The organism is Nitrospira sp., from assembly GCA_024998565.1.
Classification (GTDB): domain Bacteria; phylum Nitrospirota; class Nitrospiria; order Nitrospirales; family Nitrospiraceae; genus Nitrospira_A.
In genome coordinates this window covers 157,876-179,242 of sequence record JACOEM010000008.1, presented here as the reverse complement: position 1 = coordinate 179,242, position 21,367 = coordinate 157,876, and the positions used below count along the sequence as shown (strand labels likewise).

General features: G+C 60.3%; 18 protein-coding genes. 5 read left to right on the top strand and 13 right to left on the bottom strand.

Features of this window, described 5'->3' with window-relative positions:
• Positions 1–8: 8 nt before the first annotated feature.
• From nuoL to secA, 13 genes are all read right to left on the bottom strand, one after another.
• Positions 9–1,907, bottom strand: coding sequence for an NADH-quinone oxidoreductase subunit L (nuoL, locus tag H8K11_14215; protein MCS6264906.1), 1,899 nt, complete (start codon positions 1,905–1,907; stop codon positions 9–11).
• Between the two features lie 16 nt (positions 1,908–1,923).
• The gene (gene nuoK / locus H8K11_14210) at positions 1,924–2,229 is read right to left on the bottom strand and encodes an NADH-quinone oxidoreductase subunit NuoK (GenBank protein MCS6264905.1); all 306 of its coding nucleotides are present in this window, start codon (positions 2,227–2,229) and stop codon (positions 1,924–1,926) included.
• Positions 2,230–2,243: 14 nt separating this feature from the next.
• On the bottom strand, positions 2,244–2,756 hold the full coding sequence (locus H8K11_14205) for an NADH-quinone oxidoreductase subunit J (GenBank protein ID MCS6264904.1): 513 nt from the start codon (positions 2,754–2,756) through the stop codon (positions 2,244–2,246).
• Between the two features lie 131 nt (positions 2,757–2,887).
• Positions 2,888–3,463 (bottom strand): NADH-quinone oxidoreductase subunit NuoI, encoded by a 576-nt coding sequence (gene nuoI / locus H8K11_14200; protein ID MCS6264903.1) that lies wholly within the window; start codon positions 3,461–3,463, stop codon positions 2,888–2,890.
• Between the two features lie 9 nt (positions 3,464–3,472).
• Positions 3,473–4,540: an NADH-quinone oxidoreductase subunit NuoH gene (gene nuoH / locus H8K11_14195; GenBank protein MCS6264902.1), complete on the bottom strand. Its 1,068-nt coding sequence runs from the start codon at positions 4,538–4,540 to the stop codon at positions 3,473–3,475.
• Positions 4,541–4,564: 24 nt separating this feature from the next.
• Positions 4,565–7,234, bottom strand: coding sequence for an NADH-quinone oxidoreductase subunit NuoG (gene nuoG, locus H8K11_14190; protein MCS6264901.1), 2,670 nt, complete (start codon positions 7,232–7,234; stop codon positions 4,565–4,567).
• 111 nt (positions 7,235–7,345) lie between these two features.
• Positions 7,346–8,653 (bottom strand): NADH-quinone oxidoreductase subunit NuoF, encoded by a 1,308-nt coding sequence (gene nuoF / locus H8K11_14185; GenBank protein ID MCS6264900.1) that lies wholly within the window; start codon positions 8,651–8,653, stop codon positions 7,346–7,348.
• A 73-nt stretch (positions 8,654–8,726) separates the two neighbouring features.
• Complete coding sequence (nuoE, locus tag H8K11_14180) at positions 8,727–9,266, bottom strand: NADH-quinone oxidoreductase subunit NuoE (GenBank protein MCS6264899.1); 540 nt, start codon at positions 9,264–9,266, stop codon at positions 8,727–8,729.
• 108 nt (positions 9,267–9,374) lie between these two features.
• Complete coding sequence (locus H8K11_14175; GenBank protein MCS6264898.1) at positions 9,375–11,126, bottom strand: NADH-quinone oxidoreductase subunit D; 1,752 nt, start codon at positions 11,124–11,126, stop codon at positions 9,375–9,377.
• A gap of 30 nt (positions 11,127–11,156) precedes the next feature.
• Entirely contained in the window at positions 11,157–11,636 is a 480-nt protein-coding gene (locus tag H8K11_14170; protein ID MCS6264897.1) for an NADH-quinone oxidoreductase subunit B, read from the bottom strand.
• Between the two features lie 97 nt (positions 11,637–11,733).
• Positions 11,734–12,105 (bottom strand): NADH-quinone oxidoreductase subunit A, encoded by a 372-nt coding sequence (gene ndhC, locus H8K11_14165; protein MCS6264896.1) that lies wholly within the window; start codon positions 12,103–12,105, stop codon positions 11,734–11,736.
• Positions 12,106–12,177: 72 nt separating this feature from the next.
• The gene (locus H8K11_14160; GenBank protein ID MCS6264895.1) at positions 12,178–13,353 is read right to left on the bottom strand and encodes an SAM-dependent methyltransferase; all 1,176 of its coding nucleotides are present in this window, start codon (positions 13,351–13,353) and stop codon (positions 12,178–12,180) included.
• 216 nt (positions 13,354–13,569) lie between these two features.
• Positions 13,570–16,275, bottom strand: coding sequence for a preprotein translocase subunit SecA (gene secA / locus H8K11_14155; GenBank protein MCS6264894.1), 2,706 nt, complete (start codon positions 16,273–16,275; stop codon positions 13,570–13,572).
• A gap of 255 nt (positions 16,276–16,530) precedes the next feature.
• On the opposite strand from secA, the gene H8K11_14150 reads away from it, so the two are divergent.
• From H8K11_14150 to H8K11_14130, 5 genes are all read left to right on the top strand, one after another.
• Positions 16,531–17,610: a tetratricopeptide repeat protein gene (locus H8K11_14150; protein ID MCS6264893.1), complete on the top strand. Its 1,080-nt coding sequence runs from the start codon at positions 16,531–16,533 to the stop codon at positions 17,608–17,610.
• A gap of 129 nt (positions 17,611–17,739) precedes the next feature.
• Positions 17,740–18,012: a hypothetical protein gene (locus H8K11_14145; protein MCS6264892.1), complete on the top strand. Its 273-nt coding sequence runs from the start codon at positions 17,740–17,742 to the stop codon at positions 18,010–18,012.
• A gap of 132 nt (positions 18,013–18,144) precedes the next feature.
• Positions 18,145–19,419: a hypothetical protein gene (locus tag H8K11_14140; protein ID MCS6264891.1), complete on the top strand. Its 1,275-nt coding sequence runs from the start codon at positions 18,145–18,147 to the stop codon at positions 19,417–19,419.
• A 250-nt stretch (positions 19,420–19,669) separates the two neighbouring features.
• On the top strand, positions 19,670–20,128 hold the full coding sequence (locus H8K11_14135; GenBank protein MCS6264890.1) for a hypothetical protein: 459 nt from the start codon (positions 19,670–19,672) through the stop codon (positions 20,126–20,128).
• A gap of 34 nt (positions 20,129–20,162) precedes the next feature.
• Positions 20,163–21,305, top strand: a complete 1,143-nt coding sequence (locus H8K11_14130; protein MCS6264889.1) for a TonB family protein — start codon at positions 20,163–20,165, stop codon at positions 21,303–21,305.
• Positions 21,306–21,367 lie beyond the last annotated feature (62 nt).

Below are 21,367 nucleotides of genomic sequence, written 5' to 3'. Positions count from 1 at the left end.
TCGTGCTACTAGAACAGCAAATAGACCGTTAGGATGACCACGGCGCCCAGCGTCATACCGAGCGCGTAATGCTGCGTCTGTCCGCTCTGTGTCAGGCGGATGAGCCAGCCGCCCCAGGCAATGGCGCGAGCGACTCCGTTGACCGCTCCGTCAATAATCGCGACATCGACATGTTTCCAGAGCCCCTGCGCCGCCGATAGGGTTGGGCGGACCAGCGAGCGGTCGTAGGCTTCATCGATATACCACTTGTGAAGCGACAACTCATAGGCTGCGCGCCACTGCTGCGCGAGCCGGTCCGGCAAGCCGGGATTCAGCACATACAGATAATAGGCCGCGCCGATTCCCGTGAGCCCCATCAACGTGGCGACTGCCATGATCCCGTAGGCGACTGATCCTTCGTGATGCGCGGCTGCCCCGTCCCCATGGAAGACCGGTTCCAGGAACGCTGGAATGCCCAGATACCCGGCAACGATGCTCAGGACAGCCAGTACCAGAAGGGGAGCGGTCATCGTGGTCGAGGGCTCGTGGACATGGCCTGCGTGATGCGGATCGACGCGGGATTTCCCCCAGAAGGTGACAAAGACTAGACGGAAACTATAGAAGGCGGTCAATCCTGCCGTCAGCAGCCCACAGATCGTCAGCACCTGGCCCAAGGGACCGGATGACCAGGAAGAGACCAGCAGGTCGTCCTTGCTGAAGAACCCGGCGGTGAGCGGAAACCCCGCCAGCGCAAGTGACCCCACCAGGAACGTCCAATAGGTGACCGGGAGTGTATCTTTCAGGCCGCCCATGTGACGCATGTCCTGCTCGTGGTGCAAGGCGATGATGACCGACCCGCAACCGAGGAACAGGAGCGCTTTGAAGGCGCCGTGGGTGAGCAGGTGGTACATGCCGGCGCTGTAGGCGCCCAAACCGCAGGCCATCACCATATAGCCGAGCTGGCTCATCGTCGAATAGGCCACCACGCGTTTGATGTCGGTCTGGGTCAGGGCGATGGTGGCGCCCAGCATCATGGTCAGCCCGCCGACCAGCGCCACGACGGTCATGGCTGTGGGAGACAGGTTATAGAGCGGCGAGAGACGCGCGACCATGAAGACGCCGGCGGTGACCATGGTAGCGGCGTGGATCAAGGCCGAGATCGGCGTCGGCCCTTCCATGGCATCGGGGAGCCAGACGTGCAGCGGGACCTGCGCGGATTTCCCCACCGCTCCGGTAAAGAGCAGGAGGCAGATCATGGTCATGACCGAGACATCCCAGCTGCCGCCGAACGGCCCGAGAATATTCGTGGTCTTGGAGGCCAGGTCCTGCGCGTGCGCGAATACCGTGGCGTAATCGAGCGAGCCGAAGGAGTACCAGACGAGGAACAGGCCGAGGATGAAGCCGAAGTCGCCGACGCGATTGACCAGGAACGCCTTTGTGGCGGCGGCGCAGGCGCTCGCCCGGTCGTACCAGTGGCCGATCAGCAGGTAGGAGCAGAGTCCCACCGCCTCCCAGAACACGAACAGTTGCAGCAGATTGTCCGCCATCACCAGCATGAGCATGGAGAAGGTAAACAGGGCGATATAGGCAAAGAAACGGGCGTAGCCCGGTTCGCCATGCATGTAGCCGATCGTATAGATGTGCACCAGCGTGCTGACGGTGGTGACCAGAATCAACATGACGGCGGTGAGGCGATCGATGGAAATCCCGATGTGAATGTCCAGGTTGCCGGAGGTCAACCAGGTGTAGAGGGGCACGTTGATGGCCTGGCCTGTGGCCACGTCATGCAACGCCAGGAGCGAAAGCAGAAACGAGCCCACCATGGCCGGAACCGCTACCAGGTGCGCACGGTCCTTGATCCACTGTTCGCCGATACCGACGATCAGAAAGGCGAACAACGGCAGAAATGGAATCAACGCATAGAGCATGGTCGGCGTAGTCGGTCTAACGTTTCAATAGGTTCAGGTCGTCGACGTAAATGGATGAATGCGACCGGTGCAGGGCAATGATGATGGCCAGGCCCACGGCCACTTCAGCCGCGGCCACGGTCAACGCGAAAAAGACGAACACCTGCCCCGCCACATTGTGAAAGTATTCGGAAAAGGCCACGAAATTGATATTCGTGGCATTCAGCATCAATTCGACCGACAGCAGAATCACGATGATGTTACGCCGGATCAACACGCCTACAACACCGGTGAGAAACACGAACCCGCTCAGGATCAGATAGTAGGATAAGGGTACAGCCATGGGATTACCGGTTGTTACTGCACGGGTTCATTGATGTCTTTCTTCGCCAGGATGATGGCCCCGATCATGGCCACCAGCAGGATCAACGACGCGACCTCGAAGGGGAACAAATAGGTCGAGTACAAGGCTTCCCCGATCATTTCCGTATTGCCTGGTCCTGCGACGGGATCGGCTGCAGCTGCCGGAGCCATCCCGCCGGTCTGCGACTTGATGAACAGCAGGATCACTTCGGTGCACAACATGACCCCGAGCAATCCCGCCACCGGGAGCTGGTTATGGTAGCGCTCCTCCGACTTGATGCTCAGCAGCATGACCACGAAGAGGTAGAGCACCAGGATCGCGCCGGCATAGACGACGATCTGCACCGCTGCCAGGAACTCCGCATGCAGGGTCACGTAGAGCCCCGCCACATGAAAAAACATGATCAGCAGGGACAACGCGCTGTAGACCGGATTTCGCAAGGCGACCACCAGCAGAGAGGTGGCTACGATGACTGCGGCGAAATAGAAGAAGAAAATGTGGTCCATGCGTCCGTCGTCTCTTCCGAATCAGCTGAAGGTCCTTCCCCCTTGTTGCCCTTGCGCCCTGCCCGGTGGCAGCCTGTTCCGCCTCGGTCGTCTCGGTGTGGGGGGCCAGCACGGAGGACGAGGCGGGTGGCCTAGTTCTCCTTTTGCGGGAGATGCTTGAAGGTGACGTTGAAAAACGCCACGTTCGGATGCTGCAGCTCGAGGCGTTTTTCCCGGACGGGAAACGAACGGTCGCCGATGGCAAGCAGTTGTTGCTTGTTGAGATGCAGCTGGCGCTTATCGTAGACGGCCCATTCAAACTCGCGAGTCATGCCCAGGGCATCCACGGGACAGGCGTCGACGCAGAGGCCGCAGAACAGACAGCGCGTCATATCCATGTAGTATTCCTTCGAATACCGTTTGGTCGGTTCCCCGGGGACTTCGCCGCTGACGACCCGGATGACCCGCGAGGGACAGGCCGCTTCGCACAGGTCGCAGCCCACGCATTTTTCCGTCCCGTCGTCATACCGCAGCAGGGCCAGCATACCCCGGTAGTTGTCGGGCAGCAGCCGCTTCTCATGCGGGTATTGGAGCGTAATCGGTTTGTAGTTGAGCAGATGCGTCAGTGTCGCCTTCATGCCCACCAGGAGCTCATAGAAGGTCAGCGTCTTCAGCCAGTCGCTGAACGACGGTTTCCGCTTGGGTTGCGTTGTGACGGCGACGTTCATTTCGCTCCGTTACCGCGGGAAGAAATAGGTGGCAATGGCCGTCAGGACGATATTGCCCAGCGCGATCGGGAGCATCACTTTCCAGCCGAAGCGCATCAATTGGTCATACCGCAGGCGGGGCAGCGTCGCCCGCAGCCAGAAGAACAGGAATAGGAAGAAGTAGACCTTCGCGGCAAACCACACGACATTTTCAATCCAGGCCAGGCTGTCCAGCCCGAGGTGTCCCAGGATGGTGCCCGGGTAGGGCGCGTTCCATCCACCGAGGAAGAGCGCCGCCGCGACGCAGGACACCAGGATCATGTTGGCGTATTCCGCGATGAAGAAGAAGGCGAAGCGCATGCCGCTGTATTCGGTGAAAAATCCCGCGACGAGTTCGCTCTCCGCCTCCGGCAGGTCGAACGGCACCCGGTTCGTTTCAGCGACCGCTGAAATGACGTAGACCACGAAGGCGAAAATCTGCGGGAAGGGCATGGCGATGACGAACCAGTTCCAGAACCCGCCGGCCTGCGCTTCCGTGATCTTCACCAGGCTGAGCGAGCCGGACAGGAGAATGACTCCGACGATCGCCAGGCCAACGCACAATTCGTAGCTGATCACCTGCGCGGCAGAGCGGAGTCCGCCGAGGAGGGAGTATTTACTGTTCGAGGACCAGCCACCCAGAATGATGCCGTACGCGCCGATCGAGGCAAAGGCCAGGATGTACAGAATGCCGATGTTGATGTCGCTGATCACGAACGGCTTGATCTGCATCCCGAACAGTTCGATGGTCATGCTCGGGCCGAAGGGAATGACCGCAAACCCGATCATGGCCGGCACCAGGGCCAGGATCGGGGCAAGGGTAAACAGGAACTTATTAGCTCCCGCCGGGATGATGTCTTCTTTGAAGAACAGTTTGAGTCCGTCGGCGATCGGTTGCAGCACCCCGTAGGGGCCGACTTCCATCGGGCCCATGCGATCCTGCATCCAGCCGAGGACTTTCCGTTCTGCGAGGGTGAGGACCATGACGGTCAGCATCACCACTCCCATTACCGCGGCGATTTGAGCTAACGACACCGCCAGTCGTAATCCGATTTCCATAACAGCAATACTCCTCGTCCCGTCCTACGAGACCTTCGCGAGAGACACGTGCGCGAGCTTAAAATAGGGGATTTGAGTCCGGGGATCAATCGTCCATTCAGCGAGCTGTTTGGCCTCGCCGTCGAAATGCTCGGGGAACCACAACAGGCCGGCCGGCACCCGTTCGCGAATCTTCACCGGTGTGGTGATGGCGCCGCGTGAGTTCGAGACCTTCACCTGCCCGCCGTCCGCCAGCCCTAACCTGGCGGCATCCGCCGGATTAATGGAGAGGAACCCTTCCTGCTGCAATTGGAGGAGTCCTTTGGAGCGTGTGGACAGTTTCCCGGAGTGAAACAGTGTTTGCACGAACATCAGGGTAAACGGGCTGTCGCCGGTCTGTCTGGGCTGGCTCACGGCATACCGTGTCGCCGCATCGCCTGCAAAGCCTTCTGTCAGGTAACGGCTCAGGATCGCCTGATCCAGTTTGGGTGGTGTCGGAGTCGGTCCTAACAGGCCATACCCGGGGATGACCGTCCGAATCTCTTTCAGGATCTCCCGCGCATCGCCATATTCAAGCGGTGAGCCCATCAGAACAGAGAGTGCCGAGAACATTTCCCAGTCCGGGCGGCTGTCGCCCACGGGATTGATCGCTTGTCGAACCCCCTGAACATGGCCTTCGGAATTTGTGAAGGTGCCGTCCTTTTCCATATAAGAACAGGCGGGGAGCACCACATGGGCCATCGCCGCCGTCTCGGTGAGGAACAGTTCCTGACAGACCAACAGGTCCAGCTTTCCGAGGGCTTCCTTGGCCTGGGCCGCGGCAGGCAGGGTGCCGACCGGGTTTTCTCCGACCACGAACAGGGCCTTGAGCGCGCCCTTGTTGGCGGCGGCAAGCATCTCGGTGAGCGAGGCACCCGGAGTGCGCGGCAATTCTTCTCGCCACACTGTCGCGATGCGATCGCGGACCGGCTGGTCGTTAAGCGGAGCGGGCCCGGGAATAAATTCGGCAACTGCACCCATCTCCACGGCACCTTGATCATTGTTTTCTTCGGCGAGCGGGCCGAGTCCGCAGCCGGGCTTGTCGAGTTTTCCGAGCAAAATCAGCAGATCCAGGAGATTCGTGACCGTCGCGTCTCCGCCCGGATGGCGTAGCACACCGTTGCCGACCAGGATGACGAGCCGGTTGGCTCCAGCCAGGATTTTCGCAGTCTCCGTCCACTGTGTGCGGGTCTGACCGGTAGCGGCCTCCAGGTTTTCCCATGAGATGCCCTGTAGGGCGGAGGTCAGCCGCTGCACGAAGGCCGGTGCCTGCTGCGCGAGGGTGGCATCGACCAGATTCCCTTCGATGACGGCCTTGATGAGGCCTAACACGGTATTGCCGAATTGCGCGGGATGCGTCGGGAAGTGCTGCAGGGCCAGATTCGTGATGTTGCTCAGGGTATCGATGGCCGGCTGCAAGGCTTCCATCGTAATGAGACCGGCCTGCCGTTTCTTGACGGCTTCCTTCACCTTGAGGCCGGTGATCGGGCTGGTTTCGGTGATGTTCGTGCCGACCAGGAGCAATGCGTTTGCGGCGACGATGTCTTCAAACGTGATGGTCCAGCGATGGGTTCCCTGCACGCGTCGGAGCGCCTGCACTCCATTGAGGTGCCCATACCGCGCGCTGCTGTCGATCCGGTTGGTGCCGATCACCTGGCGCATGAACTTTTGGAACACGTAGAGGTCTTCGTTGGTGCAACGGGAGCTGATGAGTCCGCCGAACGCATCCGCGCCGTGCGCCAGCTTCAGGCGGAGCGCCTGTTCGGCGACATATTCCAGCGCGTCTTCCCAGGTGGCTTCGACCAACCTGCCTTCGCGGCGGATCAGCGGATGGGTGAGGCGGTCGGCGTGGCTGCTGGCATGGAAGCCGAAGAAGCCCCGGGCACAGAGGTCGCCGTTATTCCGTCCGGCTCCGTGTGCGGAATTCACCTCGATCAGTTCATTGCCCTTGGTCTGCACAGTGATCCGGCAGCCATCGCCGCAGAAGGTGCAGATCGTGTCGGCCCGCTTGAGCATCCAGGGCCGATACTCATACATGGAGAGCCGGCTCGTAATGGCGCCGACCGGACAGATCTGAATACAGCCGCCGCAGAATTCGCAATCGAGCTCATGCGGACCGAAGTGTTTGATCTCGGTCATGGTGCCGCGCCCCACCGGAGCTAGCGCCTTCACGTCCATGATTTCATCGCAATACCGGACGCAGCGCAAACACTGCACGCAGCGGTTCATTTGCGTTTCGATGAGGGGGCTGAAGTACTCTTTCTGGAAGATGCGTTTGGTTTCGGTAAACCGGCTGGTCGTCGGAGTGTATTGATGCGAGAAATCCTGGAGGTCGCATTTCCCGCCCTGGTCGCAGACCGGACAATCCAGTGGATGGTTAGCCAGGATGAATTCCAGAACCGACTTGTGGGCGTCGTCCACCGTGGTGGTGGCGGTGCGCACGGCCATGCCTTCGGCGACCGGCGTGCTGCAGGCGGTCTGGAGCTTCGGCATCTTCTCGACTTCGACCAAACACATCCGGCAATTCGCGTCCGGTTTCAGCTTGGGGTGGTAACAAAAATGCGGAATCATCACCCCGACGCGTCGCGCGGCTTCGATCACCAGGGTTCCCTTGGGAACCGCGACCGTGGTGCCGTCGATGGTGAGCCGGACTGTTTCTGGTTTTTGATCAGGCATACTGGCCGTCATTCGTGAAACGTGAAACGTGAAACGCCGTGAACGGTGGGAAGCCGTCGCCCGCCTCGTTGTCAATATTCTCGAACGACGAGAGACGCTTCGCGAGATACGTCAATGTTTGGCTCCCGCCGGTTCCGGCCGTATTAAGTTTGCCGCCTCGGCCGCGTGGATCATGGCGACATACTCATGCCGCCAATGTTTGAGCGTGCTCAGGATCGGCGACACCTCGGCATCGCCGAAGGCGCAGACCGTTCGACCGGCAATGTTTTTACACAGGTCGGTCAGGGTTTCAAGGTCCGACATCTGGCCCCGCTTGTTGACGATCCGGCGCATGATCTGCACGAGCCAGGAGCTGCCTTCGCGGCAGGGACTGCACTTGCCGCAGGACTCGTGATAGAAAAACTCCATCAGCCGCAGGGCAGCCCACACCATGTCGGTGCCTTCTTCCATGACCGTCACACCGCCCGACCCCAGCATGGACCCGGCCAATGCGACGGATTCGAAATCCAGCTTCACGTCGAGGTGATCGGGCGTCAGAAAGGGCGCGGAGGCGCCTCCGGGAATGAAGGCCTTCAATTTCTTGTCCGACCGCATCCCGCCGGCCTGTTCGTAGATCAGTTCGCGAAAGGTGATGCCCATGGGCACTTCGTAATTGCCGGGCCTCGCGACATGCCCGCTGACGCAGAAGACTCTGGTGCCGGTGCTCTTCGGGGGTGATCCGATCGAGGCAAACCATTCGGCGCCGCGATTCAGAATGTGCGGTAGATTAGCCAGGGTTTCCACATTGTTCACGACGGTCGGTTTGTTGTAGAGCCCGTGCGTGGCGGGGAACGGCGGCTTGACGCGCGGAAGGCCGCGCTTGCCTTCGAGCGATTCCAGGAGCGCCGTTTCTTCACCGCAAATATACGCGCCGGCTCCCCGATGCACCCAGATGTCGATCGTGGTGTTCGAGCCGAAAATATTCTTGCCGACATATCCGGCGGCGCGCGCCTCGTTGATGGCCTGTTCGAGAATCTTGGCCCCCAGGACGAATTCCCCGCGAATATAGATGTAGGAGCTGGCCGCGCCGATGGCGTAGCAGGCGAGCAACATGCCTTCGAGCAATTGGTGCGGGTCACGTTCGATGAGCTGCCGATCTTTAAAGGTGCCCGGTTCGCTTTCATCGGCGTTGCAGCAGAGGTAACGCGGGCCCTGGTAGTCCTTGGGCAGGAATCCCCATTTGACTCCGGTCGGGAAACCGGCGCCGCCGCGCCCGCGCAAGCCGGACTTCATCACCACCGCGGTTACTTCCGCAGGGGTGATCTTGCCCAGCACCTTCCGGATGGCCTGGTAACCGCCGGCGCGTTCATACTCCGCCAGCGAACCCGCATAGCCGGGTTGCAGCATGTTCTTCAGCAGAATGGGTTCGTACTTCGACATAGCTTCAGCGGGAAACGAAAAAAGTGAAAGGTGAAAGGTTGAGGCCCGGTATAGTGTTGCGTCGTCTCACGTTTTACGCCTCACGTTTCACGGTATTCGCCGGTTCCGGCCACATGAAGGGGCCGGTCTTCAGCGAACAGGTGCCGGTCTGCCGCAAGTCGGCCAGAATGCGATCCAGCTTCTCTTCCGTCAGCCGCTCGTAATAGTCGTCGTTCACCTGCATCATCGGGCCGGTTCCGCATGCCGCCAGACATTCCACGATACTCAAGGTGAAGAGTTTGTCCGGGGTCGTTTCGCCCGGCTTGATGCCGAGTTTTGCGCTGATCCAGCCGATGACCGTATCCGAGCCGACCAGCGCGCACATGAGCGACTTGCAGACCTGCAGGTGGAATTTCCCCACCGGCTTCAGATTCAGCATCGTATAAAACGTGGCCGTCTCGTACACCTGCGGTGGAGTCAGCCTCAAGATCCCGGCGATTTCCTGCATCGCCGCCTCGGTGACGTAGCCCTGTTCCCGCTGCGCCATGTACAGCAGAGGCAGCAATGCCGACCGTTTCACCGGATAACGAGCCAGGATGTCGTCTATTTCGTTTTTGTATTTATCCTTCAACATATCTTTTCTACCCAAGGAGCGAGCCATGGTGTTCCAACGTGCGCGCGTCCAACGAGGCCTTCTGAGGCGCGCGTTGCGCGAGCACAGCGAACATCTGGTTTGCGACTCTCATCTATCACATTCTCCCATCACGATGTCGTAGGTTCCGAAGATGGTGATGATGTCCGAGATCAGGTAGCCGCGGGCCATGTGGTCGAATGCGCCCATGTGAATGAACGAGGGGGCGCGAATCTTCAACCGGTAAGGCCGCGGGCTTCCGTCGCTGACGAGAAAGAACCCGAGCTCTCCTTTGGGCGCTTCGGTGCCGCAATAGGTTTCGCCTTTGGGCGGCTTGAACCCCTGCGTGAAAATAATAAAGTGGTGAATCAGGCTCTCCATGTCGCGCATGACCTTCGCCTTGGGCGGGGGAATCACATGCGGCACGTCCGCCATGATCGGTCCCTCCGGCATCTGGTCGAGGCATTGGGCGATGATCCGCGCGCTCTGCCGCATTTCCTCCATGCGTACCCAGTAGCGATCGTAGGTGTCGCCGCGTTTGCCGACCGGCACTTCCCATTCCACCTTGTCGTACACACCGTAGGGCTCGTATTTGCGCACATCGTAGTCGACGCCCGATCCTCGGAGCGTCGGCCCGGTGAGCCCGAAATTGATCGCATCTTCCGCGGAAATCACGGCGATGTCTTTGGTCCGCCCGACCCAGATCCGGTTGGACATGAGCAGTTGGTTGTATTCATTGACCTTCTCGGGAAAGGTCTGCAGGAACGCTTTCAGTCGGACCACGAGATCCGGGGTAAAATCGCTGTCTACCCCGCCGATGCGATAGTAATTCAACGTGAGCCGCGCGCCGCAGAGCTTTTCGAACATGTCCAAGAGCACTTCGCGTTCGCGAAACGTCCAGAAGAAGACGGTCATGGCGCCGATGTCGAGGGCCTGGGTGCCGAGCCAGAAGAGGTGGCCGATGATGCGCTGCATCTCGGCGACGATGGTGCGGACGTATTCCGCCCGTTCCGGCACGGTGATGTCGAGCAGCTTCTCCACGGCGCGGACGTAGGCATAGTTGTTCGTCATCGCGCAGACATAATCGAGCCGGTCGGTATGCGGGATGACCTGCATGTAGTGGAGGCCTTCCGCCAGCTTTTCGACGCCGCGATGTAAATAACCGAGGTCCGGCGTGGCCTTCACGATCCGTTCACCGTCCAGTTCCAGCACCACTCTGAGCACGCCGTGGGTACTGGGGTGTTGCGGGCCCATGTTCAGCAGCAATTCTTCACGGCGACGTGTGCCGCCCTGGTGTTCGGCGACGAGGTAGGCCTGCTTCTCCCGTTCCGGAACTTCCCCTTCTGTTTGTTCTTCAGGAGCTTCGTCCAGGCGAGGAATGAACGGGAACGAGCTGCGCCAGCCGCGTCCTTCAGCCGGGAAATCCTTCCGCAGGGGATGGCCCTCTTCGTAATCCTCCGGCAGAAGAATGCGCCGAAGATCGGGATGGCCGACGAAGGTGATGCCCATCAGGTCGTAGACCTCACGCTCCATGAACTCGGCGCCCTTCCAGATGCCGGTCACCGAGGCGATCTGCGGCGCGTCTTCGGTGACGCGCGCCTTTAAGCGGATGCGCCGGCGATGAGCCAGTGAGAGGAGCTGATAGACCACCTCAAACCGTTCCGGGTCGTTGGGGTAGTCCACCGAACAGATGTCGGTGATATGGTCGAAGGACGCCTCCGGCGTGTCGTGCAGCCACCGCGCGACATCGACGATTCGAGCGGCGGCCACGCGGGCCGTGATCTCGTTTCGGGCGGTATCCACCTCCACGCCGCGGACGGCGTCGGGAAAGGTGGTCATGAGTCGTTCAAGCAGCGGTTGCATGTGCCTCGGCACGTACGGTTCGGTGTCGATTTACTTGACGAAGATCTTTTCGCGCTGAATCTTTTCCTGCAATTTCAACAACCCGTCCAGCAGCGCTTCAGGACGCGGCGGACAGCCGGCGATATACACATCGACCGGTACGATCTGGTCTACCCCCTGCACGACGGCGTAACTATTGTAGTGATTGCCGGAGGTCGCGCAGGAGCCCATGGAAATCACATACCGGGGTTCGGCCATCTGATCGTAGATGCGGCGGATGACCGGGGCCATCTTGCGCGACACCGTGCCGGCTACGATCATCAAGTCGGACTGGCGCGGCGACGCACGGAACACGCCGGCGCCGAAGCGATCGATGTCGTAGCGCGACGACACGCTGGCGATCATTTCGATGGCGCAACAGGCCAGCCCGAACGTCATCGGCCATAACGACGATTTCCGCGCCCATCCGACGAAGGCGTCCAGATTCGTCGTCAGAATATTTGCATCCAGTTGCCGCTCTAAAAAGCTCATATATGACCTTGCGAAACGTAAAAGGTGAAACGTGAAAGGAAGGACGGCAGAGCATTGTCCGCACTATGCACGTTTAACTTCTCTCGTTTTACGGCCGTTAGTCCCATTCGAGCGCTCCCTTTTTCCAGGCGTACCAGAACCCGACGATCAGAATGGCGATAAACACGACCATTTCGACGAGCCCCACCAGCCCCAACTTCTTGAACGCCACGGCCCAGGGAAACATGAAGACGATTTCGATATCGAAGATCACGAACAGCATCGCAATGATGTAATACCGGATCGGGAACTGCACACGGGCGTCGGAGAACAAGGGGCTGCCGCTCTCGTACGGCGCGAGTTTGGCGCGATAGGGACGGCTCGGACGAACGATGCGTCCCAGGAGAATCTGGACGGCGCCGAACGCAAACGCGATCACGATAAAAATCAGGATCGGGATGTAGTTCAGCGGTGCGGCTTCGCTACCCATGGTTCATCCGTGAGTCGTGAAAGGCGAAACGTAAAACGACGGTTGCCACGATCATGCCCATCCCTGTTCCTGTCATGCAGCCGAGCGCGCCGTCAAAATCGATCCGAAGAACGGCTGGAATTTCAGTCCGTCCAATTCGGGCTTGGCCATGCCCTTGTGCTGTATCAGCACTTTGAATGTGCGACCCATGCCGTCCGGTCGCAGCAGGTGTATCGCCGCGTAAAACTCAGGCGATTCCGGCTGGAGCGATTCCAGCAATTGTTCGGCGCCCAAACCGATCAAGAAACTCATCTGGTTCGTAAATCCGGTGACGTCCAATCCGGCCTGTTGTCCCGTTTGCGCCAGGGCGGTGAAGTCCACGTGGGCGGTCATGTCCTGCTCTCCCACCCGGTCGTACGCATCCTCGGAGGTGGTCTGGTGGTAGTAGCAGAGGAACGTGCCGTTCTTGCGGTCCGGGCCATAGAGGTCTTCGGCGGTGTGGCCGTAGTCGATCGTCAGCACGGCGCCGCGCGCCATCACCTGCGCCACCTGCGTCATCCAGTGGACTGCGTCGAGATTGATTTCCGCCCGATAGCCGTCCGGTAAGCTGATCCCGCCCTCTCGCAGGTAGGCGGCAAGTGCATTGGAGAGGGGGCGGTAGACTTCGCTGAATCGATCGTCGCGCGAGTCGACATAGATTTCCTGCGGCCGGCCGTCCACCACCACGAGGCGATGAACAGGAAAGGCATCGACGAGCTCATTCGAAAAAAAGAGTCCGGTGACGCTGTTCGGCGGCAGATCGTCCAGACGGTCGAGCCAGGCCACGCGCCCGGCCTGTCCCACCCAGGGAGCCAGATTGTGTTGCTGCTGGGTGCGCATCGCGGCGCTGCGCTCGATCAGGATGTACCGAAGACGTTCGCCGAGGTTCTCGGGCGCGTTCCGGCAAGCGGCCAGGAAATCCCGCGCCAACAGTCCCTTGCCCGCTCCCATCTCCACCACGGTGAAGGGGTCCGGATGCCCGAGCAGAGCATCGAGCTGTTGCGCCTGTCTGGCTAATGCCTGGCCGAGGATCGGATGCACGTCGGCACTCGTATAAAAATCGCCCGACCATCCGATGCGTTCCTTGGCGGGATCGTCGACGGGCCGAACATAGTAGCCGTACTGCGGATGATACAGGGCGAGGTCCATGAAGCGGGCGAACGGAATCGGACCAGTGGCTGCGATTTCAGCCCTGATTTCCGCCAGGAGTTGTGGATGCCCAGTGCTCAAAGTGACACCACCCTTGTCGGTAGTCGCCTCCCGTTTCACGCGCCATCGCTGGAAACAGCACTTCTACCGGATTCTCTAGGGAAAAGAGGGGGTTAGATTAGCCGCTGCCTCAACGGCAAGTCAAGGCGAAAAGACCCGATCCGGCAGGAGAATCTCGATGTTCGGCGGAGTGTTTGCTCGATATGCCGTGAGTGGAAGGAGATGGTCTGTCCCCTGCTACGCCCCGTGGCACTTCTTGAATTTTTTCCCGCTCCCGCAGGGGCAGGGATCGTTGCGACCGGTCTTGTCCGCCTGGCTCTGGACCGTTTGCGTGACTGGTTCGTCGCTGCGATTGAGCACCATGCGCGGCGGCGGGGTCGGCTCGGGTGCGGGAGGGGGCGGTTGCTCGCCCCGCACGGCCTGGACGCGGAACATCCGCTCAAGCACATCCGACTTGATCCGGTCCATCATGGACGAGAACATGTCGAATCCTTCGCGCTTGTACTCGATCAGCGGGTCCTTCTGCCCATACCCGCGCAGGCCGATGCCGTCCCGTAGATGGTCCATCCCCAGCAAGTGATCTTTCCAGTGGTGGTCGATCACCTGGAGCAGCAGCATCTTTTCAAGATACCGCATCAGCTCGGAGCCGAGTTCCTGTTCTTTGTGGTCGTAGGCTTTCCGGACCTGGTTCTGAATGTCCTCGATCAGCGCATCCCGGCCGACGTCTTTGAAATGATCGGCGACGCTGCCCTTGCCTTGTGTGATGTCGAGAGCGAACTGGCCCTGCAGGGCCTCCCCGAGGCCGTTGAAGTCCCATTCTTCCTGGTATTGATCGGCCGGGCAGTAGGTCTCCACGAAGTTGTTCACGATGTCCCGCATCATGTCGTGAATGTCCTGCTGGATGTGTTCACCGGCCAGCACGGCATGGCGGTGCTGATAGATCACTTCCCGCTGCTTGTTCATCACGTCGTCGTATTCGAGGAGCTGTTTGCGGATTTCGAAGTTATGCGCCTCGACTTTTTTCTGCGCGTTGGCGATCGCTCTGGTGACCATTCCGTGTTCGATCGGCACGCCTTCTTCCATGCCGAGCTTGAGCATCAGCTGGGACACGCGCTCGGAGGCGAAAATGCGCATCAGATCGTCTTCGAGCGACAGATAGAAGCGCGAGGAGCCGGGATCGCCCTGACGGCCGGCCCGGCCGCGAAGCTGGTTGTCGATGCGGCGGCTTTCGTGCCGCTCGGTGCCGAGGATGTGCAGGCCGCCGGCGACGACCACTTCCTGCTTGTCCTTTTCGCAATCGGCCTTGATTTCGCTGTAAATTTCCTGTTTGCGCTCGTCCGTCAGGTTTTCGTCCTGGTACAGGATGCGTTTGAACAGGAAGTCGGCGTTGCCGCCCAGGAGAATGTCGGTGCCGCGGCCCGCCATGTTGGTGGCGATGGTGACGGCGCCCTTGCGTCCCGCTTGCGCGATGATCTCCGCTTCTTTCTCGTGGAATTTGGCGTTCAGGACATTGTGCTTCACGCCGTTTCGACTCAGGTAGCCCGATAGCCGCTCGGATTTTTCAATGGAGACGGTGCCGACCAGGACCGGCTGCCCACGCTGGTTGCAGTCCTTGATTTCCTCGACGATCGCCGTGAACTTTTCTTTTTCCGTGCGGAAGACGACGTCGGCGTAATCCTTGCGGACCATGGACCGGTTGGTCGGCACGACGTTGACATCCAGATTGTAGATCTTGGCGAACTCTCCGGCTTCCGTATCGGCCGTACCCGTCATGCCGGCCAGCTTCTTGTACATGCGGAAGTAGTTCTGGAACGTGACGGAGGCCAGGGTTTGGTTCTCGTTGGCGATCTTGACGCCTTCTTTGGCTTCCACGGCCTGGTGTAACCCGTCGCTCCACCGGCGGCCCGGCATCAACCGGCCGGTAAACTCATCGACAATGATGACTTCGCCGTCCTTGACCACATAATCGACATCGCGCTTATAGAGCGAATAGGCCTGGAGCGCCTTGACGACGTGGTGGACCAGGTCCATGTGCTGCAGGTCGTAGAGATTGTCCACGCCCAGCAGTTTCTCCACACGGACGTTGCCCTCTTCCGTGAGCGAGGCGGTTTTAGTCTTCTCTTCGATCGTATAGTCGTGCTCCGCCTTGAGCTGCGGGATGATCGAATTGATGCGATAGTACAGATCGGTCGTTTGATCGGTGGGACCGGAGATGATCAATGGCGTGCGCGCTTCGTCGATCAGAATGCTGTCCACTTCGTCCACGATGGCGAAGTTCAGCGGCCGCTGGACGCATTGGCTCAAATCGCTGACGATCAGGTTGTCGCGCAGGTAATCGAACCCGTATTCGTTGTTGGTGCCGTAAGTGATCTCGGCGCGATAGGCCTCATGCCTGGTGCAGGGCCGCAGGTGCTGCAGGCGCTTGTCCGACGCTTCATAGGTCGGATCATACAAAAAGGACGCATCGTGCTGGATGATGCCGACGGAGAGGCCGAGCGCGTGATAGAGCTGTGCCATCCATTGGGCGTCGCGTTTGGCCAGGTAATCGTTGACGGTGACCAGGTGGGCGCCTTTGCCTTCCAGCGCATTGAGATAGAGCGGGAGGGTAGCGACCAGAGTTTTCCCCTCACCGGTCTTCATTTCGGCGATCCGGCCTTTATTCAGAATCATGCCGCCGATGAGCTGCACGTCGAAATGCCGCATATTCAAGCGGCGGCGGGACATCTCCCGGCACACGGCGAACGCTTCGGGCAGAATATCTTCCAGCGTTTCTCCGTCTTCGAGACGCTTCTTGAACTCTTGCGTCTTCTCGGCCAATGCCTGGTCGGACAAGGGCGTGAGGCTGGATTCGAGTCCGTTGATACGCTCGACGATCGGGCGCAACGCTTTGATCTCGCGGTCGTTTTTGCTTCCGAAAATGATGTTCAGGACTTGGGTCAACATGCAGACGTACCTTTATTCACATGAACCTTCTCACGGGCGAGACTCACCCTTTGAGCATGGGCTCGGCGGCGGAGTATACAGGAATCCATAGGGGAATCCTACCCAAACAGCGCCGGAGGTCTCAACTGCCTTGCAATGAACGGAGCCGACGGTGCTCCTCTCGTTGCTTTCGCATGCGCTGCGATCTATAGTGGGGCTCACCGCTTCGCCGGCTGTTTAGGCGAAGGTCACCCACGGATTCCACTGCGGACTTCGATGCGGCAAGGGGCCATCTTCTCTCTCAGTCTCATCACGAGCGTTCCGCTCTTCTACCTGGTTGTTTTCGTATCACCCGTCGAAGTATCGGCCGCTTCATCCGCGTCGTCCGACTCAGCGCGGCGCAGTTACGAGCGGGGCGTCACGTTGTTTCGTGAAGGCAATGCCGACGGCGCGATCGAGGCATTGAAGAAAGCCTTGGCACAGAATCCCAAGCTGGCCGAGGCCTACCATGTGTTGGGGCTGGTGTATTTTCAGAGTAAGCGCAACCCCGACGAGGCGATTCAGGCCTACAAGCAGTCGCTGAAATTGGGGCCGGCTTCCGCGGAGATTCTGAACGATCTCGCCGATGTGTATCTGGCGCAAGGACGCGGCAGCGACGCGGAGGGGGTGTTGCGGCAGGCGCTGGATATCGCACCCGGAAATGAAGAAGCCCATCTGGATCTGGCGCGCCTCTATGAAGCACGGCATGATCGTGCGAATGCCTTGAAGATGTATCAGTCCCTCCTGCGGGTGCGTCCGGACCATGCCGATGCCCTGTATCATTTGGCGAGTCTCTATGACAGTCAGGGAGACCTCAAGCTGGCTCGCGAGTATTTGTCCCGTCTCACTCAGGCGAACCCCGGGCATGCGGATGCCTGGTATCTCCTCGGGCGACTGGCCGAGCGCGGCAACGACCTCAACGCCGCCGCCGCCGCATTCAAGGAAGCCATTGCGGTCAAGGCCGACCTGGTCGATGCCCATTACAACCTGGGGTTTGTCTATCGGAGTCAGGGCCTGCTGGCCGAGGCGGAGCGGGAATTCCTGGAAGTGATCCGGTATCGTCCCGAATATGCGGAAGCGCACTTGAATCTGGGCATGGTCTACACCAGCTTGAACCGGCTGGAGGAGGCGGAGAAGGAGCACGAACGAGCGGTAGCCCTCAAACCTCAATCGGCGGAGGCTCACTACAACCTCGGGGTCTTTTACGAGCTCCATCGTAAGGACATGGGGCGGGCGCTGGCGCAATACCGGCGCTATCGGGACCTCGGCGGCCGTGACGAGCGGGTCGAGCGCATCATCGGCATGGGCGGACCGTAACCGGCCCCGGCCGAATGGCCCTTGGGGGCTAAAAGTTGCGTTGACGCTCCGTCGGTCAGTTTGTTAGCATGCGGGCCAGATTTTGGGCTTTTTCTTATGCGAAGTTCCCGTTTTAGAAGCATCGTCTGGGTGGTCGCATTCGCCGTCATTGCCTTATTGGCGGTGACGACCGGGAGCGCGGTCGCGCACGAACTTCACCATGCTGCGCATCACGATGCCGGGATGCATGGGTCAGGCATTTGTGCCTGGATGTGTGCGACGGCCGGGGTGCATGTGGTGACCCCTGTTCACTCGACGCACCTGTTCACCGTGGCCGGTGACGCTTCGTTCCGCTCTGACACCGTGCTCTTGCCTCAGTTACTCGCTCCGAGTCGTCCCCGCGCTCCACCCCTGTTTGCCTAATCCAAGTCTCCGTTGTGCCTGTCTCGCTCCGCGACTCACTGTCGCAGGGCCTGAGGAAACAGTTCGGCGAGGTGTCTCGCATGCTGTGGGTGCATTCCTTCTTTCAGATCGTCGGAATACGAGGACACTGTGATGGTCCCTGTGCGTGAGATCGGCGTTGCCGTGTGTGGTGCTGCGACCCTGCTGGCCCTCGTCGGCTTCAGCAGCGGAGCCTCTGCCCGCAATGAATCCCAGTCTGTCACGATGCTTGGGGTGCCGCTTACACTCGTCCAGTCCACGGCGGCGCTTTCCCCCCCCACACTTCGGTTTCAGCGCGACGGCCTCTTGCATGCGGCCTGGATCGAAAAAAACGGAGTGCAGGGGGAGGTGAAGACGGCAGCTATTCCCGCTGATCATCCGGCGATCGCCCAGGTGTCCGTCAATCCGCCGGGTGCCGGGCCGGAAGCCGTGCATCAATCACCGGGTTTCGCCATAGGTGGTGACGGAGAGCAGTTCGTCACCTGGTCCTCTGCCAATAAGACCCCCGGAGCACTATTTGCGTCGGATCTCCGCCTCGCGCGATTGGACGCGGGGGGCATGCCTGTTCAGCCGCCGGTGCAGGTCAATGACGATGGCTTGGCCATCTCGCATACCTTCGAGCATGTGATTGCCGGAAATAATGGCGAGGTCTATGTCGCATGGCTGGATGGACGGAACAAGGACCGGAGCGGGGCGGGCATCATGTTCGCGTGCTCCCAGGGCCATGGCGCCACGGTCGGCAAGAATCTCGTTCTCGACGGGATGGCCTGTCCCTGTTGTCGTCCGATGCTCGCGCAGGCGCCTGATGGGTCGTTGTGGGTCGCCTGGCGCAAGACCTTCGAGGGCAATGTGCGGGACATTGTGGTTGCGCGTTCGACCGACCAGGGCCGGACCTTTTCTCCGCCGACCGTCGTCAGTCGGGACGGATGGGTCTTTGACGCCTGTCCCCATCGGGGCCCCTCGATCGCATTCGATGGCCGGGGACGCCTCTACATCGGGTGGTACACCGAGGGCAAGGACGAACAGCCGCGCCTGTTCATTTCAACATCGGACGATCAGGGCGCGACGTTTTCCGCGCCGGTGGCGCTACACAATGCCACAACCTCTCTGCCGGACAATCTTCACATGGCCGTCCATCCGGATGGCCGGGTCGTGGTGGTGTGGGAGGAAGTGACGGGGGTGCGGAAGCGGGTGGTCATGCGGGTTTCTGACGATCGCGGGCAGACATTCGGCCCGATGCAGACCTTGAGCCGCGGCTCCAAGGCCGAGCATCCGACCGTGGCCATCCACGACAGTGGAACGGTGGCGTTGGGCTGGACCGAACATGCCTTTCCGCATAACAGAGTTATCGTACAACAAGGGCAATTGTCGCGCGTGGTGACACCCTAGCGCGGTCCGATGTGCAATTTTCTAGCAGGTTGTGGAACTACTCAGGGATCGTTCAATAGCCGTAGCCGTCGTTATCTGAAGCGCGACGACCACGATGGAATCATTCGCAGAATGCTCACAAAGGCCGTTCAGCAAGGCCGCAGCAAGCGAAGGGGCGAAGCGTCCTGTTCCCGCACGGTGGGCCTCTGAGCGCTGCGAGAACGAAGCTGGTGGACTTTTTCAGCATTCTGCAGGAGCAAGGGGAGGAGTCATGAGGACGCAGGTGAATCAGCGGGTGGGACGGATGGGGCTGTTCGGGTTGGTGGGATTGGCGCTCATGCTCTGGGCGCCGGGTGTGTTCGCCGCCGATGGAAAGGCGGAGAAGTCCTTCACCATCGCCGTGACCGACCAGCAGGGAGTCGAGACCGAGCTCAAGAACGGCATCTTCTATTGGGAAGAAAAAATGAGTGAGACTTCGTTCGTCCCGCATGAGTTACGGCATCTGCCGGCCAAGCGCGGCACGGCGACGGTCAATATCAAGTTCGATCAGATCAAGCAGATTGAGATCAAGCCCGGGGCCGACAAGACTGCGCCGGCCATGACGGTGACGTTGATCAACGGCAAGAACGGGGAGTTTACGCCCGCCGTCAGCGGCAGCTTTAAGGGTGAGTCGGATTTCGGCCAGGTCGAAGTGCCGATCGGATCCGTATCCAAGGTGATGTTCAAGTAAGGGCGGAGCGAATCGTTTCGAAAGGACGTGTCCCATGGAGAATGTGCTCGTGGCGCAATCGTGGCAACCCAAGCGATCGATGACAGGGTGGGGAGCATCGCTCCTGCTGCACGCCTGTCTCGCGCTCGCCGCATTCGGACTGATGCCGAAGATGGCCATGATCGCGGAGAAGGAGCCGTTCAAGTGGGATGTGGCGCTGGTCGAGGCCCCGCGCGAAGTGGTGCGCCAGGAGGAGCCGGCTCCAGTGCCGCAGGTGCAGCCTCCCGCTCCGACTCCCGTGAAGCCGCGACCCGAGCCGGTGCGTGCTGTGCCACCGCCGCCTCAGCCGGTGCAACGCCAGGTCGAAACCCGGGTGGTGCCGCAGGCGATCCAACGTGAGGTGCAGCCGGTCGTTGAAACGGTTCGTCCTCAGGAGCAGATTCAGCCGACCAGGGAGGTGGTGCAGGTACAGGCCAAGCCCATTGAGCCGCAAGAAATCCAGAAAACGGAACCGTTGATGCAAGCGGCGGTGCCGGCTGAGGTGGTACGGGAAACTGCTGCGGCCGTCGAGCAGACCGTGGTGGAAGCGGCGCCGGTGACGGCGCAGACCTATCAGGCCCAGGCAGTGGTGAGTGCGCCGGCGGTCATGGAGACGAGGCCTGAACCGATCGTCACGGCGAGTGCGCCGGTCGTGCAGGCGGCCCCGGCGGCTGAACCGGCTCCACCAAGTCCGGCACCGGCCGTGGAGGCCGTCGCGTCCGTCAGTGAGCCGGCACCGGCTCCTCCTGCCCCGGCGGAACCGGTCGCTGCCGCCCCTGCGCCGGTGGCCGCAGCGCAGCCGGATCCGGCGACATTACAAGAACATCAAGTCGTGGCGCGCGTGGCGACGCCGAGACCTGCCACCAAAGCCGATTATGGCTGGTTGGCCGAATCGCTGCATCGCCGCATCATCGAACTCCGGCATTATCCCAGCACTGCGCGCTTGAACGGCTGGGAAGGCAAGGTCGTCCTGAAGGTGTCGATTCGCAACGACGGCCAACTCAAAGATGTCGAGGTGGTGAAAAGCTCCGGGCATGAGTCGTTGGATCAGGCGGCGATGGAAGCCGTGCGGCGCGCCTGTCCTCTGCACATGAAGCATGAATTGACCGCGCCGATGGTCGTGCTGCATCTGCCGGTCAGTTACAGCCTGAATCGCTAGGCGGCCTCGTTGGATGACTATTGTGACCATCCGGCGGACCGTGTGGGAAAGAGTGAGTCGCT

Coding starts and splice junctions, on each gene's coding strand:
- H8K11_14170 (MCS6264897.1), bottom strand. CDS start 11,636: ATGAGCTTTTTAGAGCGGCAACTGGATGCAAATATTCTGACGACGAAT.
- nuoH (MCS6264902.1), bottom strand. CDS start 4,540: ATGGAAATCGGATTACGACTGGCGGTGTCGTTAGCTCAAATCGCCGCG.
- secA (MCS6264894.1), bottom strand. CDS start 16,275: ATGTTGACCCAAGTCCTGAACATCATTTTCGGAAGCAAAAACGACCGC.
- nuoF (MCS6264900.1), bottom strand. CDS start 8,653: ATGTCGAAGTACGAACCCATTCTGCTGAAGAACATGCTGCAACCCGGC.
- nuoG (MCS6264901.1), bottom strand. CDS start 7,234: ATGCCTGATCAAAAACCAGAAACAGTCCGGCTCACCATCGACGGCACC.
- nuoK (MCS6264905.1), bottom strand. CDS start 2,229: ATGGCTGTACCCTTATCCTACTATCTGATCCTGAGCGGGTTCGTGTTT.
- H8K11_14205 (MCS6264904.1), bottom strand. CDS start 2,756: ATGGACCACATTTTCTTCTTCTATTTCGCCGCAGTCATCGTAGCCACC.
- nuoE (MCS6264899.1), bottom strand. CDS start 9,266: ATGTTGAAGGATAAATACAAAAACGAAATAGACGACATCCTGGCTCGT.
- H8K11_14175 (MCS6264898.1), bottom strand. CDS start 11,126: ATGCAACCGCTGCTTGAACGACTCATGACCACCTTTCCCGACGCCGTC.
- H8K11_14150 (MCS6264893.1), top strand. CDS start 16,531: ATGCGGCAAGGGGCCATCTTCTCTCTCAGTCTCATCACGAGCGTTCCG.
- H8K11_14140 (MCS6264891.1), top strand. CDS start 18,145: ATGGTCCCTGTGCGTGAGATCGGCGTTGCCGTGTGTGGTGCTGCGACC.
- H8K11_14130 (MCS6264889.1), top strand. CDS start 20,163: ATGGAGAATGTGCTCGTGGCGCAATCGTGGCAACCCAAGCGATCGATG.
- nuoI (MCS6264903.1), bottom strand. CDS start 3,463: ATGAACGTCGCCGTCACAACGCAACCCAAGCGGAAACCGTCGTTCAGC.
- ndhC (MCS6264896.1), bottom strand. CDS start 12,105: ATGGGTAGCGAAGCCGCACCGCTGAACTACATCCCGATCCTGATTTTT.
- nuoL (MCS6264906.1), bottom strand. CDS start 1,907: ATGCTCTATGCGTTGATTCCATTTCTGCCGTTGTTCGCCTTTCTGATC.
- H8K11_14135 (MCS6264890.1), top strand. CDS start 19,670: ATGAGGACGCAGGTGAATCAGCGGGTGGGACGGATGGGGCTGTTCGGG.